This window comes from Litchfieldia salsa (genome assembly GCF_900104555.1).
Lineage (GTDB): Bacteria > Bacillota > Bacilli > Bacillales > Bacillaceae_L > Litchfieldia > Litchfieldia salsa.
On record NZ_FNJU01000012.1, the window covers coordinates 81,544 to 98,019 of the forward strand.

Below are 16,476 nucleotides of genomic sequence, written 5' to 3' on the forward strand. Positions count from 1 at the left end.
CACTTCAGAAATCAAGATTTCCTGCGTGATTCGCCTTATGCCTGTCGGGGTTGAACAAGGCGCTTACGCTTTTCTTTAGTCAATCATAAGTAACTCTTGTGCCGTGAGTGTAGTCTGCTTCATTTCGCTTCATTCCACCTCTGGCTTCAATCTCCTCTATGATAGAACGATGGATTGATTGACCTTCGACATTTAAATAAGGAACCATTTGCTGTAAAGAATGATGAAAAAAGGCTAGCTCAGAATTTTCCCATTCAGTTTTCGAAATCATTGATAGCTCTGTCATATCTCGACCAACATACATTCTTTTTTCCTCCTTAGTTCTATCTCCTATGTAGTTTCTGATACAATAAGCATGTCTATTACATGAAAATATATCAAATATAGATAAAAAAAAGGGAGTTGTACATAAATGACAAACAAAGTCGCGTTAGTAACAGGTAGTAGCAGGGGGATTGGAAAAGCGATAGCCCTGAGACTTGCAGAGAATGGCTATGATATCGTTGTAAATTACGCAAGAAGTAAAGGTGCTGCATTAGAAACAGCGGCTGAAATTGAAGCGCTAGGCAGAAGAGCGTTAGTGGTAAAAGCAAATGTAGGTAAAATTGATAAAATTAAAGAATTATTTAATGAAATTGACCAAGCATTTGGACGCTTAGATGTATTTATTAACAATGCTGCTTCAGGTGTACTTAGACCGGCTATGGAGCTAGAGGAATCTCACTGGGACTGGACAATGGACATTAATAGCAAGGCATTATTGTTCTGTGCTCAAGAAGCTGCGAAGAGAATGGAAAAAAACAACGGGGGAACCATCGTAAGTTTAAGTTCATTGGGCTCAATTCGCTATCTTGAGAACTATACAACTGTTGGAGTATCTAAAGCTGCTGTCGAAGCCTTAACAAGATATTTAGCAGTCGAGCTTGCTTCTAAGAATATTAGTGTTAATGCGGTGTCTGGAGGTGCAGTCGATACTGATGCACTTAAGCATTTTCCAAACAGGGAAGAACTGTTAGAGGACGCGAAGAAACAAACCCCAGCAGGAAGGATTGTTGAACCAGAGGACTTAGTAAATGCTGTTATGTTCTTAGTTTCTGATCATGCATCAATGATCAGGGGACAAACAATCATTGTAGATGGCGGCAGATCTTTATTGATGTAAAGGATCAAAATTCATAAATTTATTCAAAAAAAACTTTTCATTTTTTTTGGATAAGAAAATCACCTCTTGGACAAATTAATTTTCGTGGAGGTGATTAACAATGGCAAACAGAACTAACAAAACACAAGTTGGTACTAACGTACAACAAGTAAGACAACAAAACGCTAACTCTGCACAAGGTGGGCAAGGTGGAGCTGGTCAATTCGGAACAGAATTCGCTAGTGAAACAAATGTACAAGAAGTTAGACGTCAAAACCAACAAGCAGAACAAAACAAAGGTCAAAACTCATAATAAAGACCGACACTCCCTTCATTCGATTGGGAGTGTCTTTTTAATGTTTTTCTTCAAAGGCTCTTTTAAGGCTCTTTTCTAAAAGATTGTTGTTTCTAGACTTATTTTGTAGAGCCCGTTGATTGGAACGGAAGTTATGTGACTCCTGCGGGATGCGCAGGATATCCCATGAGACCATAAGATAAAAGAGGCTCATCACCTGCCCCGCGGAAAGCACATACCTGGAGTGCAAATCAACCTAACCTAGTCAAATGCAACAAAGTTTGCGAAAAGAGTCTTTTTCAAAATACTTTAACTCGACAAAACTTCTTATAAGTCAACAGATAAAGTCAAAGGATATTTATTTACTATCTAGAAATAGTCTACATAGCATATTTAATGGTATTGGAAGGAGAACGTCTATGAATCACTTTGAGGAACTTGTTGGTGAGCAATTAAAAACAATGGATAAGCTTCTATTCATACAGTCAGAAATAGAAAGATGTCAACAGCTAGAAGTTGAACTTCAATCGTTACAAAAGCAAACAGAGCTTGTATCAATTCAAGAAGAAATAGTCCAAATGAAGATGGAATTGCAGAAAATTCATCGAATGTTTGAAAAGCAGACGGAAGAGGTTGTAAAATCATACCAAAGTAAAGTGCAACCTATTGCATAAAAAACCATTAACTTCAGGCTAGTTTTATTAACATTAATGATTACTTAATAAAGGTTATTATACTTGATAAATTCTGCAATCTTTAAGAGTCATCATAAAACTGATGGCTCTTTTGTTTTAAATTATGTGTTGAACCGTTATAATAGTAGAAAATGGGTCAATCTTTGTTTACTAAAGTAATTAGCAGCAAAGCGTCCAAATAGAAAGTAGGGGAGAGAACATGGGTGTTCCCATGGAAGGAGATAGAGTCCAAATACATAGCTACAAACATAATGGTAAAATACACCGAGTGTGGGAAGAAACGACCGTTTTAAAGGGGACACAAGGATTAGTTATTGGTGGAAATGACCGGACTGTTGTTACAGAATCCGACGGTAGAACATGGATTACAAGAGAACCTGCAATCTGCTATTTTCATTCTCGTAATTGGTTTAATATTATTGCAATGATTCGTGAGGATGGAGTCTATTACTACTGTAACATAAGCTCACCTTTTATTTGGGACAATGAAGCGGTAAAGTATATTGACTATGATTTAGATATCAAAGTATTTCCGGATATGACGTTTATTTTATTAGATGAAGATGAATATGATCGTCATCGAGTTGAAATGAAATACCCTGAAGTCATTGATCATATTTTAAAAGAGAATGTGGACAAGCTTATTCGCTGGATTCGTCAACGAAAAGGTCCCTTTGCACCAGATTTTATCGATATTTGGTATGAAAGATATTTAACATATCGTCAGTAGATTTGAATAAGCTAGCTAAGGTAAATGGGGAAAATACTTATTCAATGATTAACCGTATAACAATCTTTAAACAATGACCTGTTGTTAAAGTACAACAGGTTTATTCATGATTAATTTAAGGGAAAATAAGTTGAGACAGCTAAGACAGGAGGTTTTATTCTGGATAGTATCAAGCGTTATATGATATTTGTTAAGCCATATAGGCTACAAATTATTGGAACCATTATAATTGGTATCTTTAAATTTGGAATTCCCTTATTAATCCCATTGTTATTAAAATATGTAGTGGATGATATCATTAACGGAGCAATGTCACCCGACGATAAAGTAACAAAATTAATGACGGTTATGGGTATTATGCTGTTTATTTTTATCGTATTGCGCCCACCTATTGAGTATTACCGACAGTATTATGCCCAATGGGTTGGTACCAAGATTTTATATGATATCCGTGATCAATTATACACACATATTCAGAAATTAAGTCTGAAATATTATGCAAACACAAGAGCCGGTGAAATTATATCTAGAGTTATAAATGATGTTGAACAAACAAAGACTTTTGTTATAACAGGTTTGATGAACCTTTGGCTTGATATTATTACTATCTTCATCGTACTAGGTTTTATGTTTTCAATGGATGTTCCTCTGACCATTGTTTCAATTCTACTTTTCCCGTTTTATGGATTTTCGGTGAAGTTTTTTTATGCTCGTTTACGAAAATTAACAAGAGATCGTTCACAAGCATTGGCTGAAGTGCAAGGCTTTTTACATGAAAGAGTGCAGGGGATTCCTGTGATTAGGAGTTTTGCAATTGAAGATGAAGAGCAAAAAAAGTTTAATCAAACAAATAGTAATTTCCTTTCAAAAGCCTTAGATCATACTAGTTGGAATGCAAAAACGTTTGCGGTAGTTAATACCATTACAGATGTTGCGCCACTGCTAGTTATAGGATATGCAGGCCTAAAAGTGATTCAAGGCGATTTAACTGTTGGAACAATGGTTGCCTTCATTGCATTTATTGATCGATTATATAATCCGTTACGAAGATTGGTTAATTCTTCGACAACCATGACACAGGCACTTGCTTCTATGGACCGTGTATTCGAGTTTGTCGATGAAAAATATGATATTAAAGATAAAAAAGATGCGATTGATTGTTCAAATATCGAAGGAAATGTAACTTTCGATCATATTTCATTCAAGTATAACGATGATGACCAAGAAGTGTTACGAGATATTCATCTTCATGTGACAAAGGGTGAAACCATTGCACTAGTTGGAATGAGTGGTGGTGGGAAGTCAAGTTTAGTTAGTCTGATTCCGCGCTTTTACGATGTAACGAGTGGGAGAATCCTGATCGATGGAATTGATATAAGAAATTTTAAATCTCGGAGTCTGAGAGATAAAATTGGTATGGTTCTACAGGACCCATTTTTATTTAGTGAGTCTATTAAAGCGAATATCTTAATAGGTAAGCCTGATGCGACAGAGGAAGAGGTAATTGCTGCTGCGGTTGCGGCAAATGCACATGAATTTATCATGCAACTTCCAAAAGGCTATGATACTGAGGTAGGAGAACGTGGAGTAAAGCTATCAGGTGGTCAAAAACAAAGAATTGCAATCGCACGTGTATTCTTGAAGAACCCGCCGCTTCTCGTATTAGATGAGGCCACATCAGCGCTTGATTTAGAAAGTGAGCATGTGATTCAGATTGCATTAGAAAAGCTAGCACAAAACCGAACAACCTTTATCGTAGCCCACCGACTGTCAACCATTACACATGCAAACAGAATTGTGATGATTGAGCACGGAAAGATTATTGAAGTTGGCTCACATGAAGAGTTAATGAAGAAAAAAGGTCATTATTTCGAACTGTTTCAAGTGCAACAGTTAGAATAGACAATGAAAAACTCCTACTTATGATGGTAGGAGTTTTGTCTTTGTAATTCAGAAGAAGGTGGACGACCATTTTTATTTTACCGTGAGTCTGTCATCATCTTTGTGGTAGCTGTGGTAGCTTTCAATCAATACATTAAGGTGATTGAGTTGATCATAATAATCGATGATAGAAGAGACGAGAGATAATAGTTGATACCAGTCCTTTTGGGATTCGTCATCTAACAGCTTTTGATGTGAAATAAAGGTATCAATTACTGCATTACGATCAAATTCAAAGTCCTTAATTAATTCGTGCGTAACAAGCTGTGTTTTTATTTTACCAATAACCTTTAGATTAAGCTGTTCATGAAAATGAATCATATCATCGATTTCCTTAATAAGTGTTTGTTGGAACTCGAGTGGCATCCGATGGAACTCATTCTCAAAACGGTGCAATTTTTTTAATGTATCAAGTGAATATTTAGTGGAGATAATCATTTGTCTAAATAATACTAGTTTCCTTGCTTTTGCCTTCTTGTACTTCTGTAAATAGTTTCGTTCTTCTTTATATAGTAAGTATAATTGATCTAGTTTCGTCAGTTGATCTTTTATGCCTTCAATTTCAGCTTTTAATGTATGGTGTTCAATCGCTTGCCTTGTATTAAGGCGAATCCACTTAAAAATAACCTCAGTGATCTCATCAATTTTCCCATACAATTTACTTTCATATTTAGGTGGTAGAAAAACTAAGTTAACGATAAAAGCAGATAAAACCCCAAGCATGATGGTTGAAAACCGAAGAAGAGCAAATTGAATGAAATCTTCACCCGGATTTTCCATAATAGCGATGACTGTTACAATCGCGACAGGTATTGTATTTTCAATTTTTAACTTGATATTAATTCCTATCACCAGAATGGCTGTTAATCCAATAATAAATGGATCATTCCCAAAGACTAGAACAAACACGATCGCGAATACAGCACCAATTATATTAGCTTGAAATTGTTCTAATACCGACAAGTATGATCGGTAAATTGAAGGTTGAATGGCAAAAACCGCAGCAATTCCAGCAAAGACAGGTGCGGACAGTTCAAGAACATTGGCAAGTATTAGTGCTAGAGTGATGGCTATGCCTGTTTTTAAAATACGGGCACCAATTTTCATATATGAAAAATTCCTTTCTTTTTAACTACGTATTACTTATCTATCCTGTTCAAAAATAATTGAAACAATACTGTACTATACATTGGTTTCCATTTCTTTTCAAGGGGTATTTCTCCAACATTTTGTGACAAACAAAATTACCCTGTGAAGTAAGATTATTGGTGGAGTCCAATTTGATGGGATGATCCTTGTGGGATAGGTGCCTAAAGTCGTGTTGAAAGTATCGGGAAAGGTAACTAAACGCGAGATAGGTGCCCGAAGTCGAAGCGAGGCAAATGGTAGAGTAACTAATGGTGAGATAGGTCCCCGAAGTCGAGTTGGGAGCAATGTGAAAGGTAACTAAACAAGAGATAGGTGCGCGAAAGTCGAGCGGAGCATCTTGTAGAGTAACTAAACAAGAAATAGATACCCGAAGTAAGTTGGAATCAATAAAAAAACATCCCTATTCAATATGAATAGGGATGTTTTGGTTTTAGTTGATCACTCAGTAGATACAGATGGATCTGCTTGTTCTTTCGTCGGGATGACTTGGAAGAAGTGTTGTTCTGGATTAGCAAGTAAGACTTTTAATTCGTCTGCTTCTTGCTGTTGTCCATGTTCTACTAAACCGTTAATAAATGCTGTTAATAGTTCTTGAACATCAAGCTTTCCTTTTTCAGATAGAGCTTGGATGGAAACTTTTGCTCCCTTTGCAATACGACGTTCGATTGCAGCTTTTGTAAGTCCCATTTCTGGTTGGTGACGAAGGTAAACGACTCCACCAGTCATACCAGCACAGATCCAAGGACCTGGGTCTCCAAGAACAAGGCCACGACCGTTTGTCATATATTCGAAAGCAAAACCTTTAATATTAGCATTTACACCTAGGTTACCATTTTCTTTTTCAGGGATAGGTGTTGTTAATTGGCCACCAATAATCATATCTGCACCAGATAAGCGAATTCCGGCACGAGCATCAGCGTTACCTTGGACTAGCAATAGTCCTTTTTGAGCTCCGTAACCAAATCCTTTACCTACAGAACCATTATAGTAGTTACCATCTTTACCTTTTGATTTGTAGATTTGAATGCTACCACCAAATGCAGTTTTACCAATTCCGTCTTGTGCTCCACCATCAACGTGAATATCGATACCAGAAGTGTTATATGCTCCTAGTCCATTTCCAGGAATAGATCCATCTTGATAGCGTAATTTAACGTCTGGTAGTTTTGTATACGAACCATCCAAGCGTCCTCTTACACGATGACAGGAAACACGACTTCCTAGTACACGTTGCTCAGAAGTGACAGTAGTAAAATCTCTTGATGTTTGTAGTTCATCTACATTTATATCAAGATATTCAGCACCAACAGCTACTAATAACTGCGGATCTTCAACACTTGCAGCAACTTCTTTTTGTGCAAATTGCTTCACTTCAAGAGGTTTTAGTAGATAACTTAAATCGATAGATTCAAGACCTCTAGTTTGTTCTAACAAGTCTGAACGTCCAACCAAGTCTTGAAGGTTGTCATGTCCTAATGATGCTGTTAGAGCTTTCACTTCGTTACCAAAAGCAGTAAACATATTTACTAACCCTTTTACAGCTAAATCATATTGACGTGGAACGAATCGACGAAGTCCATGTTCTTTTGCTTGTGCTTCTGACTCGATTTGCGTTGCAATACCAACGTGACAGGTGTCAAGGTGACAGCCACGACAAGTCGTACAGCCAATTGCAATCATTGATAGTGTACCGAAACCAATTCGGTTTGCACCTAATAACATCATTTTTACAACGTCTAGTGCACTCTTAATTCCACCATCTGCCCATAGTTCAACTTGATTACGAAGTCCAGCTTCTAAAAGGGCATTGTGTGCTGCTTTCACACCGATTTCTACTGGTAGACCAACATATTGAAGTGCATGAATTCTAGCAGCTCCTGTTCCACCATCAAATCCACTTATCGTAATAACGTCAGCACCAGCTTTTGCGATACCAACTGCAATTGTACCGATGTTTGGAACAACTGGAACTTTAACAGCTACTTTCGCTTGGTCGTTTGCTGTTTTTAATTCAGCAATCATTTGTGCTAAATCTTCAATCGAATAGATATCATGGTTATTTGAAGGCGAGATTAAATCTGACCCTAGTGTTGCATTACGAGCTTCTGCAACCTTTGCAGTAACCTTTGATCCAGGTAAGTGACCACCTTCACCAGGCTTCGCACCTTGACCAATTTTAATTTCTAGAAGATTAGAAGAGTTTAAAAGCTCTGCATTTACACCGAATCGCCCTGAAGCAATTTGTTGGCCACGAGTACGTGGGTATTTGCCTAGCATATCCTTAATCTCTCCGCCTTCACCATTTAAACTAATCATGTTCAATTGTTCTGCACCTTCAGCGTAAGCACGGAAAGCAATCTCGTTTTGAGATCCAAATGACATAGATGAAATGATAAATGGTAGGCTATGCTCACCAACTCCGATATTAACTTTGTCAGCAGAAACTGGCTTATCAGATTTCTTGATATCAGTTAAATGACGAATGGTAGTTGGGTTATTTTCCTCTTGCTCAGTAAGCTTTTCACGATAGCCATCATATGAACCAGATTGAGATACTTCACCAATTGCCTTCCAGATACGAGGGAAGAGGTGGAAGCTTTTTCCTGGTCGAGCTTTTTCGTCTTCAAAATCAACTGCTCTTTCAATCGCGTCTTTCTTAAGTGATTCGAAATTATAGTCTACAGTTTCAGAACCTAAGAAGTTAACAATCTTTAGGTAGTCTGCAATTTCATCATTTAATCCGATACTCGAGAATAATCTTGCATAACCGCGTAGTTCGTGAATTCCTAGGGTAGAAATAACTTTTTCAAGACCTTTTATTAAAGAGTTATAAAGATTTGTAGCAGGTGTAATCGTGTCTTCAGAAACTGTAGCAAACAATAGGTAAGGACTAATAATGTTTGCACCTAATCCGTAAGCAAGAATAATATCGTGTAATGAACGAATTGCACCTGAACGTAATAGTAAAGAGCAATCACGTCTTAAGTGAGAAGAGACTAATGCTTGATCAACAGCCGAGATAATTAAATGTGGATCAATCCAAAGTTGGCCATTTTTATGGGCAGTTGCATCATCAATCACAATTAATGTTTTACCTTGCTCAACAGCTTCTTTTGCTTCATCCGCCAATCTAGCAAGTGCATCTTTAAGAGTTTCATCTTCTGTAAAAGTTGCAGATAAATAGTGTACTAGTTTTTCTTTATTAAATGTCTCAACAACCTGGTCATAAGAAGGTTGTGCTGTTTGACTTGAGCATTCGTAACCAAGATTTCCTTCAATCAGTAAAGGAGAAGAGAGTTCCATAACAAGATCTTTTTCAACACGCTCAACAAGTGATGGACGTTTTCCGATAACTGTTCTTGTAGAGAAATGTTCTGTTTCACGATCACGGTCAATTGCAGGGTTTGTTACAACAGCTACACTTTCCTTAATGAAATCAGCAATATTTCTTCTACCATTATCAATTGCTGCGAGTGGTGAATCATGTCCAAGTGAACGAATCGGTTCAGCACCCTTTTCAGCCATTTGCTCAAGAAGTTGAATGTTCTCGCGATCCCAACCAAATGCAGCATATAGGCCATTATGAACCTTTGCTGTAGAAGACATTGTAACTGATTTTTCGATGCTTGGTGTTGCTAAACGAGTGCGATAGTTTTCAAAGTTTATACGGTTTGTGAAGCGTTGAAATACTTCTTCTTGATATGTTGAATACTCGTATACATTAATATTTTCATCATCAGACCATTTCAAACCAATTTTTTCACCAGGAGAAAGTGGTTTAGGTTCTGCAACATATTCTGAAGAAGGAATTATTCCAGGTTCAGATGAGAATAAATAAGTTGTTTCTGTTTCAATTTTCCAAAGAGGACGTAAACCTAGAGCATCCACACTAAAAACGGCTTCATCAGCAAATCTTGAGATGATCCCAGCTGGACCTTGTGCAAAATGTCCCCATGCCTCACGGATATAAGTATATAGATCCTGCAAGTGTTCAGGATATGATTTAATTTCATTTACGATAGGTGGGAATAAAACATCCATTGCTTCAAACAAGCTGTAACCATCACGAGAAATAAGTGTTTCAATTGTACGACTTAAATCTTGTGAATCACTACCACCATCTGTTAAAGGAACATTCATCATTCTTGCTTCATCACGAAGTTTTGAAATAGTGTTAATTTCTCCGTTATGACCTAACACAGCAAATGGTTGTACACGGAAGAAGTTGGATAGAGTATTTGTTGAATAACGATTGTGTCCTAATGTCATTGTAGATGCGACAAGTGGATTAGCTAAATCGTGATAGAACTTTGGTAAGATGTCTCCAGCACCAAGAACCTTGTATACTGCATGGTGGTTACTTAATGAAGCGACATGAATGTTCGAGTCTTTTTCAGCTTCTATTGTAAGATCAAATAGAATTTTAGTTAGATTAAGAGATTCGTTGTTAGGAATCAATGCAACTTGCCAGAATGTAGGTTCCTCTTGAGTAGCAATTGGACCTAGTGCACTAGATGTTGTAACTTTAATTGAGTCATAAATAACTGTTAAACCATTATCACTAAAAAGTTGTTGTAACGTTTCTTTGATTTGTTCAAAGTTAGCGTTTCTATTAATAAAGAAATGACCTACTGTGAAATCCTTACGATCAACTAATTCAGCACTTTGTCCAGATACTTGTAGCTTTTCTTTCCAAAGAGCTTTTGGAATATCGATATGAATTCCTACTCCGTCACCTTCCCCATTAATAAATCCAGCGCGGTGATTCATTTTGACAAGTGCATCGATGACAGCGTCAATATTTGCTTTCGTTGGAACTCTTTTCTTTTCAATTGCAGATACAATTCCACATGCATCATGTTCTTGACGATGAAATTCTTTAAATAGACTTGGACTCCAGTTTTTTTCCATTAAAGCGGCATAAAAAAGGAAGTTACTCTACAATGGATACTTAATGTACCCTAGTGTAAATTTCCTTTTTGTATAGCCTCCACCCCCTAAAAAGATTTTTCTCTATCTAATTTTTTCTTAATTAACAATATAAGGCAAAAAAGAACAAATTTTCAGAAATGTATGAACCTATCTTATCATATTAATAATGTAAAATCAATTCATTATTCAATGAGATGGATATGGTATTCATTTCCGATTTTAGAATAATGTCGCAAAATAACCGTAGTGTAAGCGTTTTCTATAACTTTGTAAGAACAGATGAATGTAGTTGACAGTCCATCTGTTCTTTAAATGCATAATTATGAATTTTTTAGTATATTAAATGCATAATCGACTGCTTCAAGTGTTTGAATAATATCGTCTTCTGTATGTGCTAGAGTTAAAAACCATGCTTCATATTTGGATGGTGCCAAATTAATTCCTTGCTCAAGCATTAGTTTGAAAAATTTTGCGAATGTATCTCCATCTGTATTTTCTGCTTGTTCATAATTGACCACCTTTTCAGTGGTGAAGTAAATCGTAAGAGCACCTTTAAGACGATTAATGGTTATAGGGATGTTATGAGTTTTGGCATGCTTCGTAATTCCTTCTTCTAGCATTGCTCCTAATCGATCTAATCTCTCATACAGACCCTTTTCTTGTAAAACTTCAAGACAAGCAATTCCTGAAAGAATGGACGCGGGGTTTCCGGCCATTGTACCTGCTTGATAAGCAGGGCCAAGTGGTGCTACTTGTTCCATAATTTCTTTTTTACCGCCATAAGCACCTATGGGTAGGCCTCCTCCTATAATTTTCCCCAAAGCAGTTAAGTCAGGGGTAACACCTAGCAGGTCTTGGGCCCCACCATACATGAATCGGAATGCTGTAATCACTTCATCATAAATAACTAATGCACCAGCAGCATGTGTTAGCTCATTAATTTGCTCAAGAAACCCTTCCTTTGGTTCAACAATTCCAAAATTACCAACAATCGGTTCAACGAGAACAGCTGCAATCTCTGGTCCCCATTTTTCAATAGCTTCCTTGAATGGTTCGATATCATTGAAAGGAACTGTAATCACTTCTTGTGCAATGCTTTTTGGGACTCCAGCTGAGTCTGGGGTACCGAGAGTTGCTGGGCCAGAACCGGCAGCTACAAGGACTAAGTCGGAATGACCGTGATAACAACCAGCGAATTTAATAATTTTATCACGCTTTGTATAGGCGCGTGCTACACGTATAGTGGTCATTACAGCTTCAGTCCCTGAATTTACAAAGCGTACTTTATCCATTTTTGGCATTGCTTCTTTAATCATTTTTGCAAATTTAATTTCATGTGGGGTAGGGGTTCCGTAGAGTACCCCGTTCTCTGCTGCTTCTTTAATTGCATTTGTAATATGGGGGTGTGCATGTCCAGTTATAATAGGTCCGTATGCGGCAAGATAATCAATATATTGATTTCCGTCAACATCCCAAAAGTAAGCTCCCTTTGCTCTTTCCATTACAACAGGGGAGCCTCCCCCAACAGCCTTGTAGGATCTTGATGGACTGTTAACACCACCAACAATATGTTCTAATGCTTCTTTATGTAATTGCTCGGATTTTGAAAAGTTCATTTAGGTAGTCCTCCTTGTTTTCATCGCTTTTCCTATTTTAGCATTGAAGGTAAATTATAAAAAGAATGAGTTAAATGAAAATGATATGAGTTGTAACAGTGTTGTAATTTCGATTAAACTAGTCTTTATGGTGAAAAAGTGGAGGTCTTAATAATGAAAGATGTTATAGAGGTAAAGTCGCTTAGGAAAGAATTCAAATCTTATTCAAGTAGGCAAGGGTTGAAAGGGGCTTTTCGTGATTTATTTACAAGAAACTATCAGATTCTTAGGGCTGTAGATGATATTTCTTTGACCATTAAACAAGGTGAAATGGTTGGATATATAGGGGAAAATGGTGCAGGTAAATCAACCACAATCAAAATGCTAACAGGCATTTTAACACCTACGTCAGGAGTCGTAACTGTAAATGGAATGAATCCTCATAAGGATCGAGAGAAGTTCGCACAAACAATTGGTGTTGTATTTGGCCAAAGATCACAGTTATGGTGGGATATTGCAGTTCAAGAATCGTTTCGTTTGTTAAAAAAAGTATATAAAGTATCAGATGAGGATTATAAAAATCATATGGAACATGTAATTGAATCCTTAGATATTGGTCCATTACTTGATAAACCAGTAAGAAAATTATCGCTTGGACAAAGAATGCGATGTGAATTAGCTGCTGCCCTTTTGCATAATCCTCCATTATTATTTTTAGATGAGCCGACAATTGGGCTAGATGTACTTGTAAAGTTGAAAATCCGTAAATTTTTAAAAGAAATGAATGAACGCTACCAAACAACGATTCTGCTAACAACTCATGACTTAACAGATATTGAGGCACTATGCGAAAGAGTTGTTATGTTAGATGAAGGTAAAATTATATATGATGGACAGTTAGGTCAACTAAGAAGGAATTGGGGAGAAGGTAAACAAATTCAATTCTTATTCAGTCAAGATATTAAGCGTGTTGACATTGAGAACCTAACTGCTGGCTTGGAAGTAGAATGGGTACAACCCGGAAGACCGTTTATTTGGGTTGCTAATGTAAGAAATGATGAAAACGTGATGTCTGATTTAATTGGACGTGTAGTAGCATCGCACAAAATAAAGGATATCAGTATTAATGAAGTTTCTACCGAAGAAATCATAAGAAATATTTATGAAGAAGGGATAGCTGTTAAATAAATGGAATAAATGCTAAACAAACGTTTGATTAAGGATTAGTTTAATACTAAACAAACGTTTGGTTAGATTGAAATTTCGTTGACAGGTATGACGAGGAAGGGAAATTTAAATGGATAAGTATCTTGAAATGATTAGAATTCGGTTTTTAATGATGCTCGCTTATAGGACGAACTATTACAGTGGAATTCTTATTTATAGTATTAACATTGGAGCATATTATTTTTTATGGACAGCCATTTATGGTGGCAAGGAAGAAATACAAGGAATGTCAGTTATTCAGATGACAACATATATTGCGGTTTCGTGGATGGCGCGGGCATTTTACTTTAATAATATTGATCGTGAAATCGCACAAGAGATTAAGGATGGAAAGGTTGCAATTGAACTTATAAGGCCATATAACTATTTAGGTATGAAAACAATGCAAGGACTAGGAGAAGGGGTTTTCAGGCTTCTATTTTTCTCGCTACCTGGGATGGTGATTGTTAGTTTAATCTTTCCACTCAGTTTTGCAACTAGCATTATAACCTGGTGTTATTTCGCTTTTTCCATTATTCTCAGCTTTATTGTTAATTCTCAAATCAATTTACTAACAGGAATCATGACATTTTTCCTTTTTAATAATGATGGGTTAATTCGCGCCAAGAGGGTTATTATTGATTTATTTTCAGGATTGCTGTTACCGATTAGCTTTTATCCAATCTGGGCTCAAGATGTAATGAAATTGCTACCCTTTCAAGCGATTAGTTATATTCCGAGTATGATTTTCACTGAAGGGTTTCAAGGACAAGAAATTCTTAATGCACTGTTTCTTCAGTTGGTTTGGGTTGTTATTTTAATTGTACCGATTCAAGCGTTATGGGTGCTTGCAAAAAAACAACTGATTGTGCAAGGAGGGTGAAGTATGTTCTATTTATCAATGTTTTTCCAATATGTCGGACAATATATGAAAACTCGAATGCAATACCGAGCCGATTTAGTTGTAGAAATTTTTTCGGATCTTCTTTTTCAGGGAGTAAACCTCATTTTCATTCTTGTTGTCTTTGGTCACACCCAATTTCTAAATGGTTGGGTAAGGGATGAAATCATCTTTATTTATGGATTTTTCTTAGTACCTTATGCACTCTTTTCTGCCTTTTTTAATATTTGGGATTTTAATGATCGCTATATTGTAAAAGGTGAGATGGATCGAATTCTAACTCGACCAATCCATAGCTTATTTCAAATTATCTTGGAACGTATGGAGTTAGAATCATTATTTGGGGTCATTACTGGTATTGTTGTTATGTTTTATGCGGGGACCAATCTTGGTTTAACAATTTGTTGGTATGATCCAATCATTTTTGTCGTACTGGTTTTAGGTGGGGCACTCGTGTATGCTTCAATCTTTATTATGCTTGCAAGTATTGGCTTTTGGTCAGATGCAAGAACCTCAATTATGCCAATGATGTATAATATCGGAAATTATGGAAGGTATCCGGTTGATATTTACAATAAAGTGATTCGTTTCACTTTAACCTGGATTCTTCCCTTTGCCTTTGTTGGGGTCTATCCAGCGTCATACTTTCTCGGAAAAACGGAATGGTATGTTTATGCGTTTATGACTCCTGTAATTGGGATCGTCTTTTTTATCTTTGCGGTTGTGCTGTGGAACTTTGGAGTTACAAAGTATCGCGGGGCAGGGAACTAATACAACTTCATATTATAGTTAAAGGGATAAGTTGGCCAACCTCTTCGTATATATTTATAAATGAATATATGAGGTGAGACAACTGGTCCCTTTATTTTTGCTTGCTATCACGATTGTTGGACTTATATCAAGTATCCGTTCGCTATTTATGACAAAAGTTAGTAAAAAACAATATATATCTATCGAAAACGTTGTCTTGCTGTTTTTGGTGTATGTTACGGTTTTGATTGGTTTTGGAATCATTTATATGGTTTTGGATCTAAATAATTTTCCTGTCTTGAATGAGGATGGTTTACCAGTTTCAGGCGTCTTTACAGAAAGACTTGAATCAACCATGTATTTCAGTGCAATAACTCTATTATCAGTCGGGTATGGTGATATTACCCCGATTGGTGTTGGAAGATGGATTGCAATTGTTGAGGCACTAATCGGATATACAATTCCAATGGCGTTTGTTGTTAAAACAGTTATAAACATTGAAAGAAACGAAAGTTGAATATTGGTGTTAAATTCTGTACGCTTAAATAAAAGATACAGAATGGAGAGAAAATTAATGACTATTGAAGTAGGAAATCTTGTGCCTGATTTTGAACTAGTTTCTAACACTGGTGAAACTGTACGTTTATCAAATTTAAAAGGAAAATATGTTGTGTTGTATTTTTATCCAAAAGACATGACTCCTGGATGTACAACCCAAGCATGCGATTTTCGAGATCAATATGAAAGCTTCGCAGATCTTAATGCTGTCATTTTAGGAGTCAGTCCTGATCCGGTAGAAAAGCACCAAAAATTTATCGAAAAACATGACTTACCATTTTCGCTATTAGTAGATGATAACCATCACGTAGCAGGATTATATGATGTATGGAAACTTAAGAAAACCTTCGGCAAGGAATACATGGGAATCGAACGCTCCACATTCATTATTGATTCCGAAGGAAAGTTAGTAAAGGAATGGCGTAAAGTTAAAGTGAAAGGTCATGTTGTTGAAGCATTGGAATTTATCAAAGAAGAGACAGCAGTATAACTCAGAGAGGTTCGGACTGGATTGACCTAGGATTCCCTAGTCTAGTCCGAAGTCCGGTAAGGTTCGGACTGGATTGACCTAGGTTCCACCACC

General features: G+C 36.6%; 14 protein-coding genes. 10 read left to right on the forward strand and 4 right to left on the reverse strand.

Annotation, left to right across the window (positions count from 1 at the left end; translation table 11 throughout):
• Nucleotides 1–79: 79 nt before the first annotated feature.
• Nucleotides 80–304: a hypothetical protein gene (locus BLQ56_RS18775; protein WP_090858065.1), complete on the reverse strand. Its 225-nt coding sequence runs from the start codon at nucleotides 302–304 to the stop codon at nucleotides 80–82.
• 108 nt (nucleotides 305–412) lie between these two features.
• Between BLQ56_RS18775 and fabL the strand changes: the two genes are divergently transcribed.
• From fabL to BLQ56_RS18800, 5 genes are all read left to right on the forward strand, one after another.
• The gene (gene fabL / locus BLQ56_RS18780) at nucleotides 413–1,162 is read left to right on the forward strand and encodes an enoyl-[acyl-carrier-protein] reductase FabL (protein WP_090858069.1); all 750 of its coding nucleotides are present in this window, start codon (nucleotides 413–415) and stop codon (nucleotides 1,160–1,162) included.
• 100 nt (nucleotides 1,163–1,262) lie between these two features.
• Nucleotides 1,263–1,454, forward strand: a complete 192-nt coding sequence (locus tag BLQ56_RS18785; protein WP_090858072.1) for a gamma-type small acid-soluble spore protein — start codon at nucleotides 1,263–1,265, stop codon at nucleotides 1,452–1,454.
• 401 nt (nucleotides 1,455–1,855) lie between these two features.
• A complete protein-coding gene (locus BLQ56_RS18790; RefSeq protein WP_090858075.1) occupies nucleotides 1,856–2,110 on the forward strand; it encodes a YgaB family protein in 255 nt (84 codons plus the stop codon).
• Nucleotides 2,111–2,330: 220 nt separating this feature from the next.
• Complete coding sequence (ntdP, locus tag BLQ56_RS18795) at nucleotides 2,331–2,861, forward strand: nucleoside tri-diphosphate phosphatase (RefSeq protein ID WP_090858078.1); 531 nt, start codon at nucleotides 2,331–2,333, stop codon at nucleotides 2,859–2,861.
• 180 nt (nucleotides 2,862–3,041) lie between these two features.
• Complete coding sequence (locus tag BLQ56_RS18800) at nucleotides 3,042–4,763, forward strand: ABC transporter ATP-binding protein (protein WP_175490383.1); 1,722 nt, start codon at nucleotides 3,042–3,044, stop codon at nucleotides 4,761–4,763.
• Nucleotides 4,764–4,835: 72 nt separating this feature from the next.
• Here BLQ56_RS18800 and BLQ56_RS18805 read toward each other — a convergent pair whose 3' ends face one another.
• The 3 genes from BLQ56_RS18805 to BLQ56_RS18815 all read right to left on the reverse strand — a co-directional run bounded on the left by BLQ56_RS18805 (nucleotide 4,836) and on the right by BLQ56_RS18815 (nucleotide 12,499).
• On the reverse strand, nucleotides 4,836–5,909 hold the full coding sequence (locus tag BLQ56_RS18805) for an FUSC family protein (RefSeq protein WP_090858085.1): 1,074 nt from the start codon (nucleotides 5,907–5,909) through the stop codon (nucleotides 4,836–4,838).
• Between the two features lie 480 nt (nucleotides 5,910–6,389).
• Nucleotides 6,390–10,862 carry a glutamate synthase-related protein gene (locus tag BLQ56_RS18810; protein WP_090858088.1) on the reverse strand — a complete coding sequence of 1,491 codons (4,473 nt, stop codon included), beginning with the start codon at nucleotides 10,860–10,862 and terminating at the stop codon, nucleotides 6,390–6,392.
• Between the two features lie 341 nt (nucleotides 10,863–11,203).
• Nucleotides 11,204–12,499, reverse strand: coding sequence for a glutamate-1-semialdehyde 2,1-aminomutase (locus BLQ56_RS18815; RefSeq protein WP_090858090.1), 1,296 nt, complete (start codon nucleotides 12,497–12,499; stop codon nucleotides 11,204–11,206).
• A gap of 153 nt (nucleotides 12,500–12,652) precedes the next feature.
• On the opposite strand from BLQ56_RS18815, the gene BLQ56_RS18820 reads away from it, so the two are divergent.
• The 5 genes from BLQ56_RS18820 to bcp all read left to right on the forward strand — a co-directional run bounded on the left by BLQ56_RS18820 (nucleotide 12,653) and on the right by bcp (nucleotide 16,383).
• Nucleotides 12,653–13,666 (forward strand): ABC transporter ATP-binding protein, encoded by a 1,014-nt coding sequence (locus tag BLQ56_RS18820; RefSeq protein WP_090858093.1) that lies wholly within the window; start codon nucleotides 12,653–12,655, stop codon nucleotides 13,664–13,666.
• Between the two features lie 109 nt (nucleotides 13,667–13,775).
• Nucleotides 13,776–14,567 (forward strand): ABC transporter permease, encoded by a 792-nt coding sequence (locus tag BLQ56_RS18825; RefSeq protein ID WP_090858096.1) that lies wholly within the window; start codon nucleotides 13,776–13,778, stop codon nucleotides 14,565–14,567.
• Between the two features lie 3 nt (nucleotides 14,568–14,570).
• Nucleotides 14,571–15,356: an ABC transporter permease gene (locus BLQ56_RS18830; RefSeq protein WP_090858099.1), complete on the forward strand. Its 786-nt coding sequence runs from the start codon at nucleotides 14,571–14,573 to the stop codon at nucleotides 15,354–15,356.
• Nucleotides 15,357–15,438: 82 nt separating this feature from the next.
• A complete protein-coding gene (locus BLQ56_RS18835; RefSeq protein WP_386756436.1) occupies nucleotides 15,439–15,852 on the forward strand; it encodes an ion channel in 414 nt (137 codons plus the stop codon).
• Nucleotides 15,853–15,909: 57 nt separating this feature from the next.
• Nucleotides 15,910–16,383: a thioredoxin-dependent thiol peroxidase gene (bcp, locus tag BLQ56_RS18840; protein ID WP_090858101.1), complete on the forward strand. Its 474-nt coding sequence runs from the start codon at nucleotides 15,910–15,912 to the stop codon at nucleotides 16,381–16,383.
• Nucleotides 16,384–16,476: the final 93 nt, after the last annotated feature.

Excerpts from the sequence above, each read along its gene's own strand:
- BLQ56_RS18825 (WP_090858096.1), top strand. The coding sequence starts at position 13,776 with ATGGATAAGTATCTTGAAATGATTAGAATTCGGTTTTTAATGATGCTC.
- BLQ56_RS18810 (WP_090858088.1), bottom strand. The coding sequence starts at position 10,862 with ATGGAAAAAAACTGGAGTCCAAGTCTATTTAAAGAATTTCATCGTCAA.
- BLQ56_RS18815 (WP_090858090.1), bottom strand. The coding sequence starts at position 12,499 with ATGAACTTTTCAAAATCCGAGCAATTACATAAAGAAGCATTAGAACAT.
- ntdP (WP_090858078.1), top strand. The coding sequence starts at position 2,331 with ATGGGTGTTCCCATGGAAGGAGATAGAGTCCAAATACATAGCTACAAA.
- BLQ56_RS18805 (WP_090858085.1), bottom strand. The coding sequence starts at position 5,909 with ATGAAAATTGGTGCCCGTATTTTAAAAACAGGCATAGCCATCACTCTA.
- fabL (WP_090858069.1), top strand. The coding sequence starts at position 413 with ATGACAAACAAAGTCGCGTTAGTAACAGGTAGTAGCAGGGGGATTGGA.
- BLQ56_RS18775 (WP_090858065.1), bottom strand. The coding sequence starts at position 304 with ATGTATGTTGGTCGAGATATGACAGAGCTATCAATGATTTCGAAAACT.
- BLQ56_RS18820 (WP_090858093.1), top strand. The coding sequence starts at position 12,653 with ATGAAAGATGTTATAGAGGTAAAGTCGCTTAGGAAAGAATTCAAATCT.
- bcp (WP_090858101.1), top strand. The coding sequence starts at position 15,910 with ATGACTATTGAAGTAGGAAATCTTGTGCCTGATTTTGAACTAGTTTCT.
- BLQ56_RS18790 (WP_090858075.1), top strand. The coding sequence starts at position 1,856 with ATGAATCACTTTGAGGAACTTGTTGGTGAGCAATTAAAAACAATGGAT.
- BLQ56_RS18800 (WP_175490383.1), top strand. The coding sequence starts at position 3,042 with ATGATATTTGTTAAGCCATATAGGCTACAAATTATTGGAACCATTATA.
- BLQ56_RS18785 (WP_090858072.1), top strand. The coding sequence starts at position 1,263 with ATGGCAAACAGAACTAACAAAACACAAGTTGGTACTAACGTACAACAA.
- BLQ56_RS18830 (WP_090858099.1), top strand. The coding sequence starts at position 14,571 with ATGTTCTATTTATCAATGTTTTTCCAATATGTCGGACAATATATGAAA.